Origin of the sequence: Streptomyces sp. NPDC001816 (genome assembly GCF_042892235.1) — a bacterium.
In the GTDB taxonomy this organism is placed as follows: domain Bacteria; phylum Actinomycetota; class Actinomycetes; order Streptomycetales; family Streptomycetaceae; genus Streptomyces.
In genome coordinates, this window is sequence record NZ_JBIATY010000002.1 from 799,911 (window position 1) to 814,513 (window position 14,603).

Sequence of the window (14,603 nt, forward strand, 5' to 3'; positions counted from 1 at the left end):
GACCTGACACTCTGTCGGGTCGGCAGAACCTCCGGTCGGGCCGCCTACGGCGCGGCGGGCCGCACCTGCTCGGCGGTCTCCTGCGCGTCCACCACGCGCATGACCTCGCCGGGCTCGTGCGAAGTGTGTGCTTCGACAGTGTAGAAACGCACCTCGTGACCCTGCTCTGAGTTGCTCGAAGCGCTGTCCGACAGCGAATACGCGACACCTGAACCTCTGAACTCACCGGTTCCGACGCCGATCACCGTCACCTAGGGGTGTTCGCAGAGTTGGAGGAGGCCGCCGAGTGAGAAGCACAGGGCGCCGATGAGGGTGCCCCAGTTGGCGATGCCGGCGTTGACCAGGCTTCCGGTGGCGGGGCGGGTGAAGGCGGCGATCGCTGAGACCATGAACAGGACGGACCCGAACTGGTTCACGGCGACGATCCACCAGCCGAGGCTGTGCGGGCGGGCACAGAGCCGGCCGTGGCAGATCTCGACGAAGCCCAGGTGCCCGGAGACCAGGAACAGCACACAGCCGACCAGGTCGGGCGCCCAGATCAGCCGGTTGACCTGCTGGACGCTCAGACCCCGCAGGAAGGAGTCCAGCAGCGAGACGCCGAAGACGAGCGTGCCCGCGAAGAGGACGAACGCGCTCAGCCAGTCCACCCGCATCGGCTCGTAGCTCCACCACCGCCAGCGGCGGGTGACCAGCCGGCCTTCGCCGCCGGCGACGTGGCGGGGTGAGTTGATCACCTGGAGCAGCGAGACGTAGCCGCCGGTGTTGAAGAACAAGCCGCCAGCGAAGTAGATGGAGGAGCACTCGGTGGCGTCGCCTGAGCCGAACTGGGCTACGGCCGCGCCGGCGGCGAAGAGGGCCCCGCCGATGACGAAGGCTGTCGCCGCGATGACATTGAGTCTGCGCAGCCGGCCGATGGCAACGGCATCCGCACGGGTGGGCCGACTCTCCGCCGCACCGGGCTGACGGACGGCGAGCATTCCGCGCCGGCGCGCGATCCGTGATTCCCACACCGCGGTGCCGCCACCGGGAGGGTGCCAAGTAAGCCTGGTAGTGAACGGTCCCGCGCCCTCGGCGCGCTGCTCCGGCTGCCCCACGGGCCGAGCCTAGACCTCGGACGGGACCGGACGGCGCGGGAAACGCCGTCCCGCCGAGCCGTCGGAAAGCCTGCGACCACGCGGTCGCCGACGCCGGCGCCCCCGCGACCGTGCGCAAGCTACTGCGCCCCGGCGACGTCCTCGTCACTACGGTCGGCGCCTTCGAACGCTACGGCCATCCCGTGCGTGGGCGGCCGTCGACGCCGGCGCGCACTACATCGACTCCACCGGCGAAGTTGGCTTCGTCCGCGCACTGCGCAACCGCTGCCACGACCGTGCCCGCGAGACGGGGTCGGTGCTGCTGCCGGCCTTCGGCTACGACTACGTCCCCGGCGTCCTCGCCGGAACCTTGGCAGCCAGGCAGGGCGGGGACGCCGTGCGCGCGATCGACATCGGCTGCTTCGCCACCGGACCGCTCCTGCACGGAGTGAGCCAGGGCACGCGCACCACCATGCGCGACGGCCTGACCGTGCTGTCCGCCCGGTGGAACCAGCGTCGGCTGGTCGAAGAACGCACCGCGGCCCATGTCCACCCCTTCACCGTCCGCGGCCGCCGGAAGAACGCCTTCCTGGTCTCCGGCACCGAGGTCCTCTTCCTTCCTGAGTCGTTCCCTCTGCTCGACGCCGTCACCGTCTACAACGGCTGGTTCCCCGGCGCTCAGCCGCCCCACCACCGTCCTGTCCGCCATGGCCGACACGGTGACCCGGCATCCCACCGGCCGCCGGATGATTGACACCTTGACCCGCCCCCTGATCGGGCCGCCCGGCGGCCCGGACGCCACAGAACGCGCGAAGACCCGCACCCACGTAGTCGCCACGGCCTCGGGCCCCGCGGGCGGCACACCGCTCACCGAAGTCCACCTCGAAGGACCCAGCATCTACACCCTCATCGGCGAACTCATGGCTTGGGCCGCCCACCGACTCGCCATCCACGGCGGCCTCACCCCTGGCGTCGTCTCGCCCATCGACGCCTTCGGCCTCGACACCCTGCGCCAATGCTGCGCCGAAATCGGACTCACCACGGTCTGACCCGTCATCCATGCTGGAAAGACGTATGCCGGAAAACGTGTGTGCGAACGAGATCTCGGCCGTGCCAGGATGGCGACGTGAAGCGAGGTCTCGTGGACGAGTTGAGGCGATTCCGCCTGGCGCTGACCGCGTGGGCGGCCGGCGGAGCGGAGGCGGATGCGGCCGCCGAGGTGGCACGGGAACTGGCCGGTGGCGGTGTGCGGACGATCGTACTCGTCGAGGGGACCAGTGATCAGGTCGCGCTCGAAGCACTGGCCACGCGCTACGGCCGCGACCTCGATGCAGAGGGCGTCGTGGTGGTTTCGCTCGGCGGCGCGACGAACATCGGGCGATTCCTGGACGTGTGCGGCCCTCCTGGGCTCGACCTTCCACTGGCCGGTCTTTACGACATCGGCGAGGAGCGGCATTTCCGGCGTCATCTCGAGCGGGTCGGGCTCGGGTCCGATCTGCCGCACGGCGAACTGGAGACACTCGGGTTCCATGTGTGCGTCGCCGACCTGGAGGACGAGCTGATCCGCGCTGTCGGGGCCGACGGCGTGCAGCAGGTGATCGAGGCCCAGGGCGAGATGCGCCCCTTCCGCACTTTCCAAGGCCAGCCGGCACAGCGGGAACGGCCCGTGGAACACCAGCTGCGCCGCTTCATGGGTACGCACAGCGGCCGCAAGGCGCTCTACGCGCAGGCGCTGGTCACGCACCTACACCTTGACAGCGTTCCCCGGCCGCTGGAACGCCTCCTCACACACGTCTGAAAGCCGAAGTGCAGCTGTAGGCTCCTGACGCGTGACCCGTGCTCCTCACCGCATACCTGCGCCGCTCTGCCAAGAGCCCGACCCTGAGCCGAGGGAAGAAGAGGACGACGACTCGTTGATCAAAGCGCTGCAGGCTCGCGCATGGGATCCGGGCCTGCGATTCGACCACGCGGACGTCCCCGTCGCGTGGATCGTCGAGCGTTATGGCAAGCTCCGGTTGGCGCGGGATCGAGACGACATAGTGTCGTACGGCAGTGACGGGACGGTCCAGCTCAAGGCCGGGACCGAGGAAGTGACCGACTACTACGCCGACGCTCCTCGCGGGCCGCTGTTCCCGCCGATCTCCCTGTCAGAGGTCGAGAAGGCAGAGCGCAGAATCGGACGCCGCCTTCCCGAACTGCTTCGGCGTGTCTACACCGAGGTCGGCAACGGAGGATTCGGACCCGATAGCGGCCTTGCCTCCCTGACCGACGGCAACCGGGCTCCAGGGCACGTCCGCGACTGGCCGTGCGCGGCCGGCGTCCACGAGCGCAGCCTGTCAGAAGGCATGCCGCCGTCATGGCTTTTCCTGACCTACGGAGGCTGCACGATGGAGTGGCACGTCTCATTGACCGCGGTCGACAACCCGGTGCTTCTCTACGACACCGACGGCTACGCCTTTGGTGAAAACCCTCACGACGGCCTGCGTCATGCGACCGCCTCACTACGAAAATGGCTGCGGACGTGGGCCGACGGCGGCGACGTATGGGACGAAGTCCTATGAGTGCGTGTTCTTGAGACCTGGCACGACCAGTTGTCGGTGTGACTCAGCGCTTGGGTTGGCGAGTTGAGTGTTGTGGTCGGCGAGCGAGCTGATCTCGCCCCCGACACCATGACCCCGGGTGGGTTGGGCTGCGGCGGCTCACGGGTCGGGGTGCCGGCCAAAGCTCCGCGTCAGGACGGGGCGAGGACACAGAACTCGTGGCCCTCCGGGTCGGCCAGACACGTCCACGGGACATCGCCCTGACCGAGGTCGAGGTCGGTGGCACCGAGGGCCCGCAGCCGGGCCACTTCCGCTGCTTTGTCGTCACCGGGGTACGGCAGCAGGTCAAGATGGACGCGGTCCGGCACGGTCTTCACGTCGGGCGTGCGGAGGAACTCGAGGTACGGGCCGACACCCTTGGCGGAGCGCAACACCGCATGATCGTCAGTCACTTCATGCAGCGTCCAGTCCATCGCCTCACCCCAGAACCGGGCCATGGCCCGCGGATCCGCGCAGTCGACCACCACCGCGGCGATCGGCCCGGTGTCCCGGTAAACCTCCCGAGGCTCCAGCACGCAGAACTCATTGCCCTCGGGGTCGGCGAGGACCGTCCACGGCACTTTGCCCTGGCCCACGTGGGCGGGCGTCGCACCGCGAGCCTTCAGGCGCGCGACCAACTCCGCCTGATGGGCCGCAGAGGTGGTGGCGAGATCGAGGTGCACACGGTTCTTTGTTGTTGTCTTGGGTTCCGGGACGGGAACGACGTCGATGCAGACGGCGACCGGGTCCGGCCAAACGAGGCCGCCGGCGGGTCCGACGTAGGTGGTCACGCCGGGGCTGTACGCACTCCAGCCGAGCGCCTCCGCCCAGAACCGGCCGACCGCCGAGCCATCAAGGGCCTTTATGTTCACCTGAACAGGTCGCAGTGCCATGCGGCGATCCTATGCACCGCTCTGCAACGACATCCGCAGGTACCGCCGCCGAACAGAGCTCAATTACAAGCCTAGTAGCTTGTTCTTCAACCTTCGCCCGGGTCGTACGGCAGTGACGGTTGGTTCCAGACGGCGTCGAACCGGCTGACGACCTGGCGAAGTTCGCGCGCGTTTCGAGGTGACATGGCCTGCATCACGGTATCGAGGAGAGCACGGGCCTCGAGGGGACTGCCGCAGCAGTACCAGTGCACGTTGCCCCACTCGTAGTCATGCCACAGCTGACGCTCAGGGCGGTGGATGTAGTCCTTCCACAGGCGCATGGCCGCGCCGACGTCTCCTGGCTGCAGATAGTTGCGGGTGCGTTCGAGACGGAGGATCTCGGACATTGCACGCGAGGACAAGCCGTCGATGTCCGGCCTTGCTTCTTGCGTCCGGTGGCGGGGAATGCCGGCCCGGATGCGTCCTGGCCGTCTACGCGGCATGGACCTTTCGGTTCGTCGTCATGCCGTACATCGTGCCACGATCTCGGGCGGTGTCGAACGGGTTAGCTCGCAGGGCCGTCGACCGGACCCGCACCTCACATGCGGGGCAGCCGTTTGCTGCGGTCCATCAGGCACTCGCCGAAGCCTTGCAAGACGAGGACGCTCGGAATGTTGTGCCCCAAGTCGTCGAGGAGCTGGCACGACAGATCTCCGAAGCTCCTGCAAGCCGATGAGCAGCGGCGGTAGCGAGTGTCTGACTGCGTGGCAACGCCGACGTACAGCCGTGGACGAGTACGGACGTCTGCGGAGCATCAGCGCAGGCGAAAGGCATACCAGCCCAGGACACAACCCCCACCCAAGTTGCTTCGGGACGAAGAGGTCGTGGGTTCACATCCCGCCACCCCGACAGCCTCACCTGTTTCTGCGTGCGTGTCTATCTGAGTGACTAGCGTGAGGCGGGCCGGGCAGAGCTGGAACGGGTCGTGGGTGAGGCTGCCGACGAGCAGGACGACACCTATTCGTGAAGCCCTGCAGGGGGGCGGGCGGGCAGCCGTGCCCGCGATCCCGCCCCGCCTGAAAAGCCATCCCCAGTAGAACTTGAGAATTAAGGGAAGATAGCGTCCGCAGCGTCCGCCGGGGATCGCTCGCCCCTTCTGACCTGCACTCTTCCTGCGGACGCTGCCCCCTCCGGAACAAAACGAGCCTGTCCGACGGGTCACGGCACCGACCCCGCACCCGACGACACTGTCACCCGAATAGCGCAACATGACGTGCCACCCATATGGGTGAAGATCAAGCTGACTAGTGCCCCAACCGAGGCAATCCGTGAAAGGCGAACCAAATGCGCATTCGACGAATCCTCGCCGCCGTCATCGCCACGGCAGCCCTCGCCGGACTCGGCCTCACAGGCGCCGCGACCGCCGCCGCCACCACCGCACAGGGTGCCCCATCCTACGTCACCCCTTCTCAGTGCAAGCAGGGCGGCGGAACGGCCGATCTGACGGACAACACCTGCAAGGGCGGTATGTACGACGGGGAGAAGATCGACTGAACCCCGCAAGGCGCCCCGCAGCCACGCGCCGCGGGGCGCTCCCGCGAGCGTAGCCGGGAGAGTCGCAGGGACTGTGCCGACCCGTCGGGCACGCCAGGTCCGAGTCGGCCCGAAGCACGTGGCGGGCGGGAGCTCCCGAACGCCGTCGCGCGCGAGCGCAGCGAGCTGCCAAGGTTTGCGCGGCGGTAGGCCGCACCTTCTCCGGCGGAGATCGCGGCGCGGCTCGCAATCGCCGAGGGCGAGCTGTGTGTCCGGACGACGGACGAGTTCCTGGCGGACGGCAGGCCAGTGCAGCCGTCGACGAGTTGGGAGCCGTACGACCTCACCGCCGGCACTCTCGTTGTCCTCCCTGAGGGAGGGCCACGCACATCCGGCGGACGTACTACAGCGACCAGGGGCGGCCCGTGGAGACGGCGGACACCACGCGACCCCAGGGCAACAGGCCTGCCCCGCCGGGCGGGACGCGGCCAAACCTCCCCGCCCAACGTGGTCACGGAGTGGGTCCGAGGCGTGTCTGCAGCCGTCGGTGGTCGGGCCGGCCGACGGCGTCCGCGTCGGTCAGCGGGTGCGGAGACTGCTGGTGTACACGTCCGTACGGTTCTGTGGTGCGCCGGAGTGGGTCTCGGTGAGCACCGCCCGTACTCCCTTGCCGTCTGCCACCAGGCCTTGGTAGTCGCCGAGGAAGTAGCCCCCTGCGAAGGGTGCCTGCAGCCAGTCGAAGACCCGCGAGATCCGTCGTTCGGACCGGAGCTTCGGGTTTCCGTGCTGCAGCGTGGCCAGTTGGTAGGCGGTGGGCAGGGTGGTGGTGTTGCCGGGCTTGAGGAAGCGCAGGTCGTAGTAAGTGAGCGCGACCGTGCCCCGCTCGGCGACCGCGATCGACGGTGAGAAGGCCGGAACGCCCTTGGGGCTGATCAGCTCCGGGGTCCCCCAGGTGCGTCCGCCGTCGGTGGACCGCACAAGCTGGACGGAGTCGAACTTTCCGCCGGAGAAGTCCGAGCCCTCGTAGGCCATGTACAGCGTGCCTGTCCTGGGGTCGACGGCCGGGCTCGGCAGGGTGGTCCCGTCGCGCAGCAGTTTGGTGGGGTCGTTCGGGTCGACCTCCGGTACGGAGGTGTCCCGGGCCACGGTGACCGGGGCGCTCCAGGTCTCTCCGGCGTCGGTCGAGGTGACCACCTCGTAGCGGGCTTCGACGACGGTGCTCAGGTCGTCGGAGTAGGTGATCCGGTCGAAGAAGTCGTACAGGGTGCCGGTGCGCCGGTCGGCGACGATCAGATGGCCGATGGTCTGGGTGTTGGGCACGCTGCTGGTGTCGACGAACGGCCGGGCCTTGCTCCAGGTGCGGCCGCCGTCGCGGGTGAGGGAGATGTAGCCGGGACCGTCGAGGGAGCCGGGGCCGGGTGGGTCGTTGTCGAGGCGGTTCCAGACCTGGTAAGCGGTGCCCTTGCGGATCGGGTCGGCGGTGAGTGTGGGCTTGTCGTTGAAGAACGGCTGCTCGTCGACGTGTGTGGCGGTGAGGTTCTGCCAAGTGCGGCCGCCGTCGCGGGACGTGACGGCCAGGAGGGCGGTCCGCGTGCTCTTCGTGAAGTCGACGCCCTCTCCGCCGGCGTAGACGGTGCCGTCCGGTCCGGTGCTCACCCAGGGGTCGGTGGCCCGTTCGAAGTCCGCGCCGCCGGGGGCGCACAGGCTGAACGGCAGCGTGCTCCGGTGGAAGGTGCGGCCGTCCCTGGTCCAGCCGGCCGCCAGGCCGCGGGCGCCGCCGTCGTTCCAGCGGTCCTGCTGGAACACGGTGACCACGCGCTGCGGGTCGCGCGGATCGACGGAGAGGTACGGCTCGACCTCGGTGCCCGGGTAGACGACGCTGTCGGGGGACCTCGCTCCGATGGTGCACTTCGCGTACGGGTCGCCGTTGGACACCTTGACCAGTGGCGTGCCGTCGAGGTCCCGGTCTGCTGCAGCGGGAGTCGCGCCGGTGACCGTGACGAGCAGGAGCGCGGCGGTGGCGACGGCGGTCAGGGGCAGGCAGACGCGCATGCGGGGGATCTCCTCCGGGCCTGTCGGCGGGGTACGGGACCGCCGTCATCGGGCGGCCTGGGGCGCGGAGGAGTACCGGAACGCGAGGGTGGGGCGACTCCGCTTGGTCCTTTTCGGCGTTGCGGCCGGTGCCCTTGATGGGCCGAACGACGGAGTCATCCTCGGGGTCGTCGAGGAGCACGGCGGAGCCGACCGGCGGGTGCCCCCGCCGGTCGGCTCCTTGGTCGTGCTGTTACGGCGCCGTCTCGTAGGTCCCCGGAGAGGGCCGTGGGCCGCGTGCCGGTTGGCGATGCCGGCGGGGTCGGCCTTGACTCGGACGGGTTGGAGCGGGATGACCTGCTGGACCTCTTCGACGGTCGGGATGAGTCAGGGCATCGGCAAAGGGCCACCTCAATGCGGACAGCGGCGCGATCATCGCCCGCGCCAGAAGGAAGACTCCCTCACCGTCGGCACATCCAGGCTCGAAGGCCGGCGGGACTGCTCGTTCTTCTGCGCCTCTTCAAGACCTGCCGGGTGTCAACAGCGCTCGTGATTAATACAGCTGGGAAATCCGAATCGATACAGGCAGGAAATGCGAACGACCTCGTCGGTCACTGTATGACGACATGGCCGAGGCCGTTCAGGACGGCGGCGAGCGCGGTGTTCAGAACGGCGCGGACCGTCTCGAAGCGGTGACGGCCTTGGCTTCGAGACGGTCGGCGTCCACCATCGCGAGTGCCACGGTGTCGAGACGGGCGCGGGCGATCCGCCCGACGGTGGACCGGGTGCCGTCACTCCATACCCACCGCGCCGGGTGCACCGGCCGGACTGGTTGCCCAGCCGTGCGCCGACCGGTCAAGTGATCGCCTGCGTGGTCCCGTCAGGCAGCGCGCAGACGTAGCCGGCGTAGGGGCGTGCAACGATCTGTCCGCCGGCGGCCGTGCAGTCGTCTCTGGAGATGTTCGGAGACGAGGCGGCCCCGGCGCTGACAGCGCCGACGGTGCTCACGCCGACAAGGGTTGCCGCGGCCAGGGCGAGGCCCAGGATTCTTCGCATGCGCATGACTTCCTCCTCCTCTCAGGCGCCTTCGTTCGGCCTTCGGGAAGGACAAGTCTCAAGACGACGGCGCCCTCTTACTCAGCATGGGCGCTCCGCATGAGGCCCGCGAGGCAAGGCTGGGCGCCGCGCCCGGGCGGTGACTGCCCGGCCCCGGAGAGGCATGACGTCACCGACCTCGACCGGCCGCATCGGTACGCCGCGTGCGCGTCGGTGGGAGCGGGGCGACGTCGATGTCCTTGGCGTCGAGACTGCCCACCGGGACCGCGTTGTGTCCGGGCAGGCCGGGGGTTGAGGAGGAGACGGGCCGTACCTGCCTCCGACCGGTGCCGGCGGGCGGCTGCCCCGCGCGGTCCTCTAACGTGGTTCGAGGGCCGCCGCCCGGCAGGCAGCGGTCGCGGCGCCGCCCGCCACTCCGGCCCCGGTCAGCCCGGTCACACAACTCTGCAGGTCTCCGACCACGCCACGGCTGCAGGCTGCTGTGACGGCGGCGGAATCCGTGGCACCGGCCAGTTCGGCCATCTGTACGCAGGCGGGGATGTCCGCCCGGACCGCGGGAGCGGCGAAGACCGCACCACCGAGGGTGAGGGTCAGGCCGGTGAGGGCACCGGCGATACGGGTCGACGTGCGCATGGGACGCACCTGCCTTCCGGGTTGGTCGCGCGGTCCTGGTCCCGGCGGGCCGGATCCACGCGGTAAGGCCGCATGGCGACGCTCGGTGAGTGGTGCCCCGCCGGCGGGCTCACAGACTGACCGCCCGATGCTGCGGCGCATCCATTGAGCCGCACCGGGACATGGTCGCCAGGCCGAAGGAGAGGGCCCCGGACCGGATGAGACGCACTCGGACCTCCATTCGCGGGCCCCTCACTCCAGCGTCGCATCCTCTCCCCAGCCCGTCCTGGGCACCCGGGGGCGGCCGCGCTGAGTAACTGCGATTGCGCGAAGCGCGGTAGCCGGCCCGTCCGGCCGACCAGGTGGATCGGACGGCCCAGCGTCCCGCCCGGCCTGTCTCCTGCACACCGCCAGGCGCGGCTCGGCCGGGGAGGCGGCCGGCCTTCGCTTCCCCGCGAGGTGCTGGGCCGATACTGTTCCCGGCTTCGACGACTTTCCCTGTAGATGGCAGCCCGCGACTTCCTGAGGAACGCCAGCAATCATGGCGTCCGGGCAGCTGCACGAGCTTGGCGACGTTCGGGGCCAGTGCTTACGTACAGGAGTCCGACAAGATGAGCCATCCGGCGAACGTAACAGTGAGCCCAGATCGGGGGTGGCCGCTTTCGCAAGCTGGGTCGGTCTTCGGAGCGAAGATGCGACTCAGGTGGTCCGTATCAAAGACGCCCGCTGTCGACCGGGGGCAGGCCCTGCAGGAACCAGCGCCGGCCTCAGGTGAGTGTTTAACTGCGTGACAACGCCGACGAACAACGGCGGACGAGCACGGACGCCTGCGGACCATCAGCGCAGGTGAGGGACGCACCCACCGAAGGCGGATGCACCATGCAAGTTTTCGGGACGAAGAGGCCATGCCAGAACGTGCGGGGCACGGGAAACGGCACTGCTAAATCATCTTGGCTTCCCAAGCGCGTGGCCCAATTGAGCGGGGATTCACTGTCTATTGGCTCGCGATTGGCCGCATAGCAGGGCAGGATGCCGTAATGGTCACTCCGTTGGTCAACATCCATGGGAAGGCCGAGGACGGCCCGTACCCCTGTCCCTGCTGCGGCTTCCTGACGCTCGATGAGCCTGGCTGTTTCGAGATCTGCCCTGTGTGTTTCTGGGAGGATGACGGCCAGGGCGACGACGATACTGACCGGGTTCGGGGCGGTCCCAACGGTCGGCTGAGCCTCACGGCAGCCCGAAGGAATTTCCGTGCTCTGGGGGCGAGCGATGAGCGACGCACCAAGTTCGTACGCGCTCCTCTGCCGAACGAATACCCCACGGTCTGACATCATCAGCTGACATCAACACGGGTGGTCACTGATGACCAGGGCGCCTCTTCCTGAGCAGGCGGTCCATATGCGTGGCTCATGGCTTCGCGCTGCGAGGCCGGACGTCGAGCGAGCCCACGGCCGTTGACTGGCTCACGCCCGACGAGGTCAGCGAGCGCATGGCCGACTCTTCGCGATTCGCCTCCTGGACGCATGGGACAGCTTCGGCCTCGCCGGCGAGATGCCCATCGTCGCCGTGTCGGTCACAGGACTCCTTCAGTGGTTGCTGTCCCTGAATGGCAACAACCCGGTGGACCACCTGCCCACTCTGGGCGATGCATACGACGCCTATCCAGGACAGCACGCTGACCAGCACCACACCAACCAGTCGGGGTAGTTGAGTTGAGTCACAAGACACAGGCCTGGACAAGCAGCGGGATAGGGCTTTCCTTATTTCGTCAAGGCCCGCGCACGGCGCGGGCATGATCGGCTCAAGCGCAGAGACCAGCAGATCCGGCAGACTTTCCGCCATCACTCCCAAGCGCACATCATCGAACTTGCCGCGAAGGGGCCCCATCCTGGGCGCCGAGTTCATCGTCGTGGCCGGTGATCCAGGCTCCTACGTCGAGGCAGGCCACCTCGCCTCCGTCGTCGGCCTCGTGCCCGTTGCTCGGGACTCCGGACGCCACCCTGTCAACCTCCGCCGACCCAAGCGCCACTGCCGACGCCTACGCCGAGTCTTCCATCTGTCCGCCCGGACCAGCATCATCCGCGAAGGCCCCAACCGCGACTACCACCTGAAGAAGCGATGTGGTGCCAGGCGCTTTCACGCCCGCCCTGGGTCACGTCATCCGCCCGCGCCGTCCTCGGCCTCCCAGCGCAGCAGGTCGCCCGGCTGGCACCTGAGTACCTCGCAGAGCGCGGCGAGCGTCGCGAAGCGCACCGCCTTGGCGCGGCCGTTCTTGAGTACCGCAAGATTGGCGGGCGTGATCCCCACGCGGTCCGCGAGTTCACCCACGGACATTTTTCGCCTGGCCAGCATCACGTCGATGTCGACGACGATCGGCATCAGATCACCTCGTCCAACTCGGCCTGCATTTGCGCCGCTTCGACATCGCGCGCGACGGCCTGGGCGAGCAGCATCCGCAGCACGAGCACGATGAGCGCGACCCCCAGGATGGCCACGCCGACCCCGCCCATGATGACGGTGACGCCCGGGTCGTCCCGCTGGCCGGGCGCATTGATGGCCGTGACCGCGAACCACAGGAGGGCAGCCGCCGCGAAGGCGCCGATCACGCCGTCCACGTACCGGAAGGCGGCGTGGGAGAACACGGTTCCGCGTTGCACCATCGTCACCAGCCGCCATACGCAAACCAGGGCGACCTGGGCCGACACCATGCCCAAAATCGTGATCACGCGCAGCGGGGACAGCGGGAGCGACCCGTCCTCCGGGTCGGTGGCCAACGCCCACACCATCCCTGCCTGTACGAACACGGTGCCGGCGAGCACCACCACGAGCACGGCGCGCAGCGCACGCACTGTCAGCTTTCCCACGACCCATCCTTCCATCGAGTTGCGATCAGAATCTATCGATATTCGATAGGTTGAACAAGGGCTGGGACGGAGGGTGGGCGGCGGTTTCGCACCGTGGCGGGACGCCGCCGCCTCCCTTGGTATGACGGTTGCGTGAACCGTCTTGATCTTGTCGAAGTCGGCCTCGCTTGAGCATGAATCGGACGTCACCCGACTGCGCCGGAGCCCTGGAGCGAGGGCGCGCATGAGCGGTCCCGTCCGGCCTCGACGGTGCCATGCGACCCCACCAAGAGCTCTCTTGAAAATCCTGATGCGGTGCTCATGGATGAGCGCCCTCCCGGGCCGTGGAAGGGCGCTCAGCAGTGAGTCTGGGTGGCAGCCCAGAACGGGGCCCGGAGTGAACTCCTGAAGCGGGTGTCGATGCCCTGTTGAGCTCAGCCTCCCGACGGGTGCTCTCATCCGATCATCCGTATGAGCGGTCTTCCGAAGTGGTGCGGCGAAGCCGCTACGATCGGACCATGACGTCACATCAGGCGGATGCCACGTAGATCCCCGCGCGAGCTGAGGGCCACCGTGCCCAATAAGCAGAGCGACGGTGCGGTGAGTACGCTGCTCATCAGCGCGTGTCCTGGGCCGTCGATGTGTGGTGCCGTGCACACGTACCTCTTCGTCGATGGCCTCGACTTGGTAGCGCGCAGCGACAGCAGGATGGCGGGCCTCGGCCCGAGGGGGCTGCTCCGCCCGGGCGGACCGCTCTATCCAGCGGACATGCCGCGCATGGTGGATGTGGCGGCCGAGGAGCAGCCCGACCCAGGGCCGGGCAGGCTGACCATCCGGGTCCAGCTCCGGGGCGAGACGGTCATCTGGTCCAACCTGATGTACCCGGGCCTCGACGGCAGGGCCATCGACGAGGTTCGCTTCCGCCTCGAGCAGTACCTGGGCGAGGTCGAGCGAGCATACGCGGCGTTGAAGGACCGCCTTTGATCGTCGACAGGTTGCCAACCCGAGCACCAGCGCCCTCGCTCATCCACAGATCGAACAGGTCCTGCCAGGGGGGCAGGACCTATGCTGTGACCTGCGGCCACTACCTGATCGGGGTCAGGATCTGGGCCCGAGTGCGACCTGTGGAGTTGAATGGGTGTAGTTCCTCTCGAGGGATGGGCTGAGCTGGGAAGACACTGGTTGTCGTGTGGTCGGCGCCGTCGTACTCCTACCGTGGCGGGGTGGAGGAGGGCCGCGATGGTGTCGTTGCCGGAAGAGCTGGAAGCGCGGGAGGTCGCGGCTCGACAGCGTGTGGAAGAACTTCAGGCCGAGGCTGTGGAGTTGGCTGTCCGGCTGGAGAAGGCCCGGGCGGATCTGTCGCGGTTGGAGATCACGCGAGAGACCGTCGCGCAGGTGCTGGCGGCGCCTCGCCTGGAGAGAGGAGACGGGCCGAGCGATCCCGCCGGACGACCGCAAGGCCCTGCTCGCCTCGGTCACCGCGCAGATGACGGAGCTGGCCGCCCTGATCGGCGACCTCCAGGAGCTGTCCCGCCCGGCACCGGACCAGCAGACGGACAAGGTCCGGGTCCTGCCGCTGCACGACATCGCGCAGACGGCACTGGAGCGAGCCCGTGTGCGGGGTCCGGAGCTCACGCTCACCTCCGACCTGGACCCCTGGTACGTCCGTGCGGAACCTGCCGCCCTGTTTGAGTGAGCCATCGTCAACGTCCTCGACAATGCCGTGAAGTTCAGCCCTCCGGGCGGCACGGTCGAGGTGGCTCTCCTCTCGGGCAGCCTCACGGTCCGCGACCACGGCCCCGGCATCCCGCCGGAAGACGTCCCCCACGTCTTCGACCGCTTCTGGCGCTCCCTCTCGGCCCGCGCCCTTCCCGGCTCCGGCCTCCCCATCGTCGCTCGCACCATCACCCCGTGCGGCGGCAAGGTGACCCTCGACCCGGCCGAGGGCGGCGCAACGGTGGCAACAATCGCCCTCCCGGGCGCGCCCACGCCTCCGCCGGCGGC

The 14,603-nt window shown here is 68.4% G+C and carries 15 protein-coding genes and 4 pseudogenes; 11 read left to right on the forward strand and 8 right to left on the reverse strand.

Annotation, left to right across the window (positions count from 1 at the left end):
- Positions 1–251 precede the first annotated feature (251 nt).
- Complete coding sequence (locus ACFYZZ_RS09440) at positions 252–1,094, reverse strand: hypothetical protein (RefSeq protein WP_389173224.1); 843 nt, start codon at positions 1,092–1,094, stop codon at positions 252–254.
- A gap of 295 nt (positions 1,095–1,389) precedes the next feature.
- Between ACFYZZ_RS09440 and ACFYZZ_RS09445 the strand changes: the two genes are divergently transcribed.
- The 4 genes from ACFYZZ_RS09445 (at position 1,390) to ACFYZZ_RS09460 (ending at position 3,634) form a co-directional block, all read left to right on the forward strand.
- Positions 1,390–1,827 carry a hypothetical protein gene (locus tag ACFYZZ_RS09445; RefSeq protein WP_389173226.1) on the forward strand — a complete coding sequence of 146 codons (438 nt, stop codon included), beginning with the start codon at positions 1,390–1,392 and terminating at the stop codon, positions 1,825–1,827.
- A 4-nt stretch (positions 1,828–1,831) separates the two neighbouring features.
- Positions 1,832–2,122 carry a hypothetical protein gene (locus ACFYZZ_RS09450; RefSeq protein ID WP_389173228.1) on the forward strand — a complete coding sequence of 97 codons (291 nt, stop codon included), beginning with the start codon at positions 1,832–1,834 and terminating at the stop codon, positions 2,120–2,122.
- Between the two features lie 92 nt (positions 2,123–2,214).
- Entirely contained in the window at positions 2,215–2,871 is a 657-nt protein-coding gene (locus ACFYZZ_RS09455) for a TOPRIM nucleotidyl transferase/hydrolase domain-containing protein (RefSeq protein ID WP_389173230.1), read from the forward strand.
- A 115-nt stretch (positions 2,872–2,986) separates the two neighbouring features.
- Positions 2,987–3,634 (forward strand): SMI1/KNR4 family protein, encoded by a 648-nt coding sequence (locus tag ACFYZZ_RS09460; RefSeq protein ID WP_389173231.1) that lies wholly within the window; start codon positions 2,987–2,989, stop codon positions 3,632–3,634.
- A 170-nt stretch (positions 3,635–3,804) separates the two neighbouring features.
- Here the strand turns inward: ACFYZZ_RS09460 and ACFYZZ_RS09465 are convergent, their stop codons facing one another.
- Both ACFYZZ_RS09465 and ACFYZZ_RS09470 read right to left on the reverse strand, forming a co-directional pair.
- Entirely contained in the window at positions 3,805–4,545 is a 741-nt protein-coding gene (locus ACFYZZ_RS09465) for a VOC family protein (protein WP_389173233.1), read from the reverse strand.
- 86 nt (positions 4,546–4,631) lie between these two features.
- Positions 4,632–4,931 (reverse strand): hypothetical protein, encoded by a 300-nt coding sequence (locus ACFYZZ_RS09470; RefSeq protein ID WP_389173234.1) that lies wholly within the window; start codon positions 4,929–4,931, stop codon positions 4,632–4,634.
- 937 nt (positions 4,932–5,868) lie between these two features.
- On the opposite strand from ACFYZZ_RS09470, the gene ACFYZZ_RS09475 reads away from it, so the two are divergent.
- Together ACFYZZ_RS09475 and ACFYZZ_RS09480 are read left to right on the forward strand one after the other, a co-directional pair.
- Positions 5,869–6,078 (forward strand): hypothetical protein, encoded by a 210-nt coding sequence (locus ACFYZZ_RS09475; protein WP_389173236.1) that lies wholly within the window; start codon positions 5,869–5,871, stop codon positions 6,076–6,078.
- Between the two features lie 195 nt (positions 6,079–6,273).
- A pseudogene (locus ACFYZZ_RS09480) lies at positions 6,274–6,509 on the forward strand (GntR family transcriptional regulator); the annotation flags it as partial.
- Between the two features lie 127 nt (positions 6,510–6,636).
- Here ACFYZZ_RS09480 and ACFYZZ_RS09485 read toward each other — a convergent pair.
- The 3 genes from ACFYZZ_RS09485 to ACFYZZ_RS09495 form a co-directional block, all read right to left on the reverse strand.
- The gene (locus tag ACFYZZ_RS09485; protein ID WP_389173238.1) at positions 6,637–8,109 is read right to left on the reverse strand and encodes a neuraminidase (sialidase); all 1,473 of its coding nucleotides are present in this window, start codon (positions 8,107–8,109) and stop codon (positions 6,637–6,639) included.
- An 834-nt stretch (positions 8,110–8,943) separates the two neighbouring features.
- Positions 8,944–9,150, reverse strand: coding sequence for a hypothetical protein (locus ACFYZZ_RS09490; RefSeq protein WP_389173240.1), 207 nt, complete (start codon positions 9,148–9,150; stop codon positions 8,944–8,946).
- 351 nt (positions 9,151–9,501) lie between these two features.
- The gene (locus ACFYZZ_RS09495; protein ID WP_389173242.1) at positions 9,502–9,777 is read right to left on the reverse strand and encodes a hypothetical protein; all 276 of its coding nucleotides are present in this window, start codon (positions 9,775–9,777) and stop codon (positions 9,502–9,504) included.
- A 1,016-nt stretch (positions 9,778–10,793) separates the two neighbouring features.
- Here ACFYZZ_RS09495 and ACFYZZ_RS09500 point away from each other — a divergent pair.
- The 3 genes and pseudogenes from ACFYZZ_RS09500 to ACFYZZ_RS09510 all read left to right on the forward strand — a co-directional run.
- Positions 10,794–11,084, forward strand: coding sequence for a CPCC family cysteine-rich protein (locus ACFYZZ_RS09500; protein ID WP_389173243.1), 291 nt, complete (start codon positions 10,794–10,796; stop codon positions 11,082–11,084).
- Between the two features lie 101 nt (positions 11,085–11,185).
- Positions 11,186–11,295, forward strand: a pseudogene (locus tag ACFYZZ_RS09505) (NUDIX hydrolase); the annotation flags it as partial.
- A 253-nt stretch (positions 11,296–11,548) separates the two neighbouring features.
- Positions 11,549–11,788 (forward strand): annotated as a pseudogene (locus ACFYZZ_RS09510) (transposase); the annotation flags it as partial.
- A 125-nt stretch (positions 11,789–11,913) separates the two neighbouring features.
- Here ACFYZZ_RS09510 and ACFYZZ_RS09515 read toward each other — a convergent pair.
- Together ACFYZZ_RS09515 and ACFYZZ_RS09520 are read right to left on the reverse strand one after the other, a co-directional pair.
- Entirely contained in the window at positions 11,914–12,135 is a 222-nt protein-coding gene (locus ACFYZZ_RS09515) for a helix-turn-helix domain-containing protein (protein ID WP_389173245.1), read from the reverse strand.
- Positions 12,135–12,620: a DUF2975 domain-containing protein gene (locus tag ACFYZZ_RS09520; protein WP_389173247.1), complete on the reverse strand. Its 486-nt coding sequence runs from the start codon at positions 12,618–12,620 to the stop codon at positions 12,135–12,137. Before ACFYZZ_RS09520 ends, ACFYZZ_RS09515 begins: the two co-directional genes overlap by 1 nt.
- Positions 12,621–13,367: 747 nt before the next feature.
- Here ACFYZZ_RS09520 and ACFYZZ_RS09525 point away from each other — a divergent pair.
- Positions 13,368–13,583, forward strand: a complete 216-nt coding sequence (locus ACFYZZ_RS09525) for a hypothetical protein (protein WP_389173248.1) — start codon at positions 13,368–13,370, stop codon at positions 13,581–13,583.
- Positions 13,584–14,019: 436 nt separating this feature from the next.
- Positions 14,020–14,598: pseudogene (locus tag ACFYZZ_RS09530) on the forward strand (sensor histidine kinase); the annotation flags it as partial.
- Between the last annotated feature and the right edge of the window lie 5 nt (positions 14,599–14,603).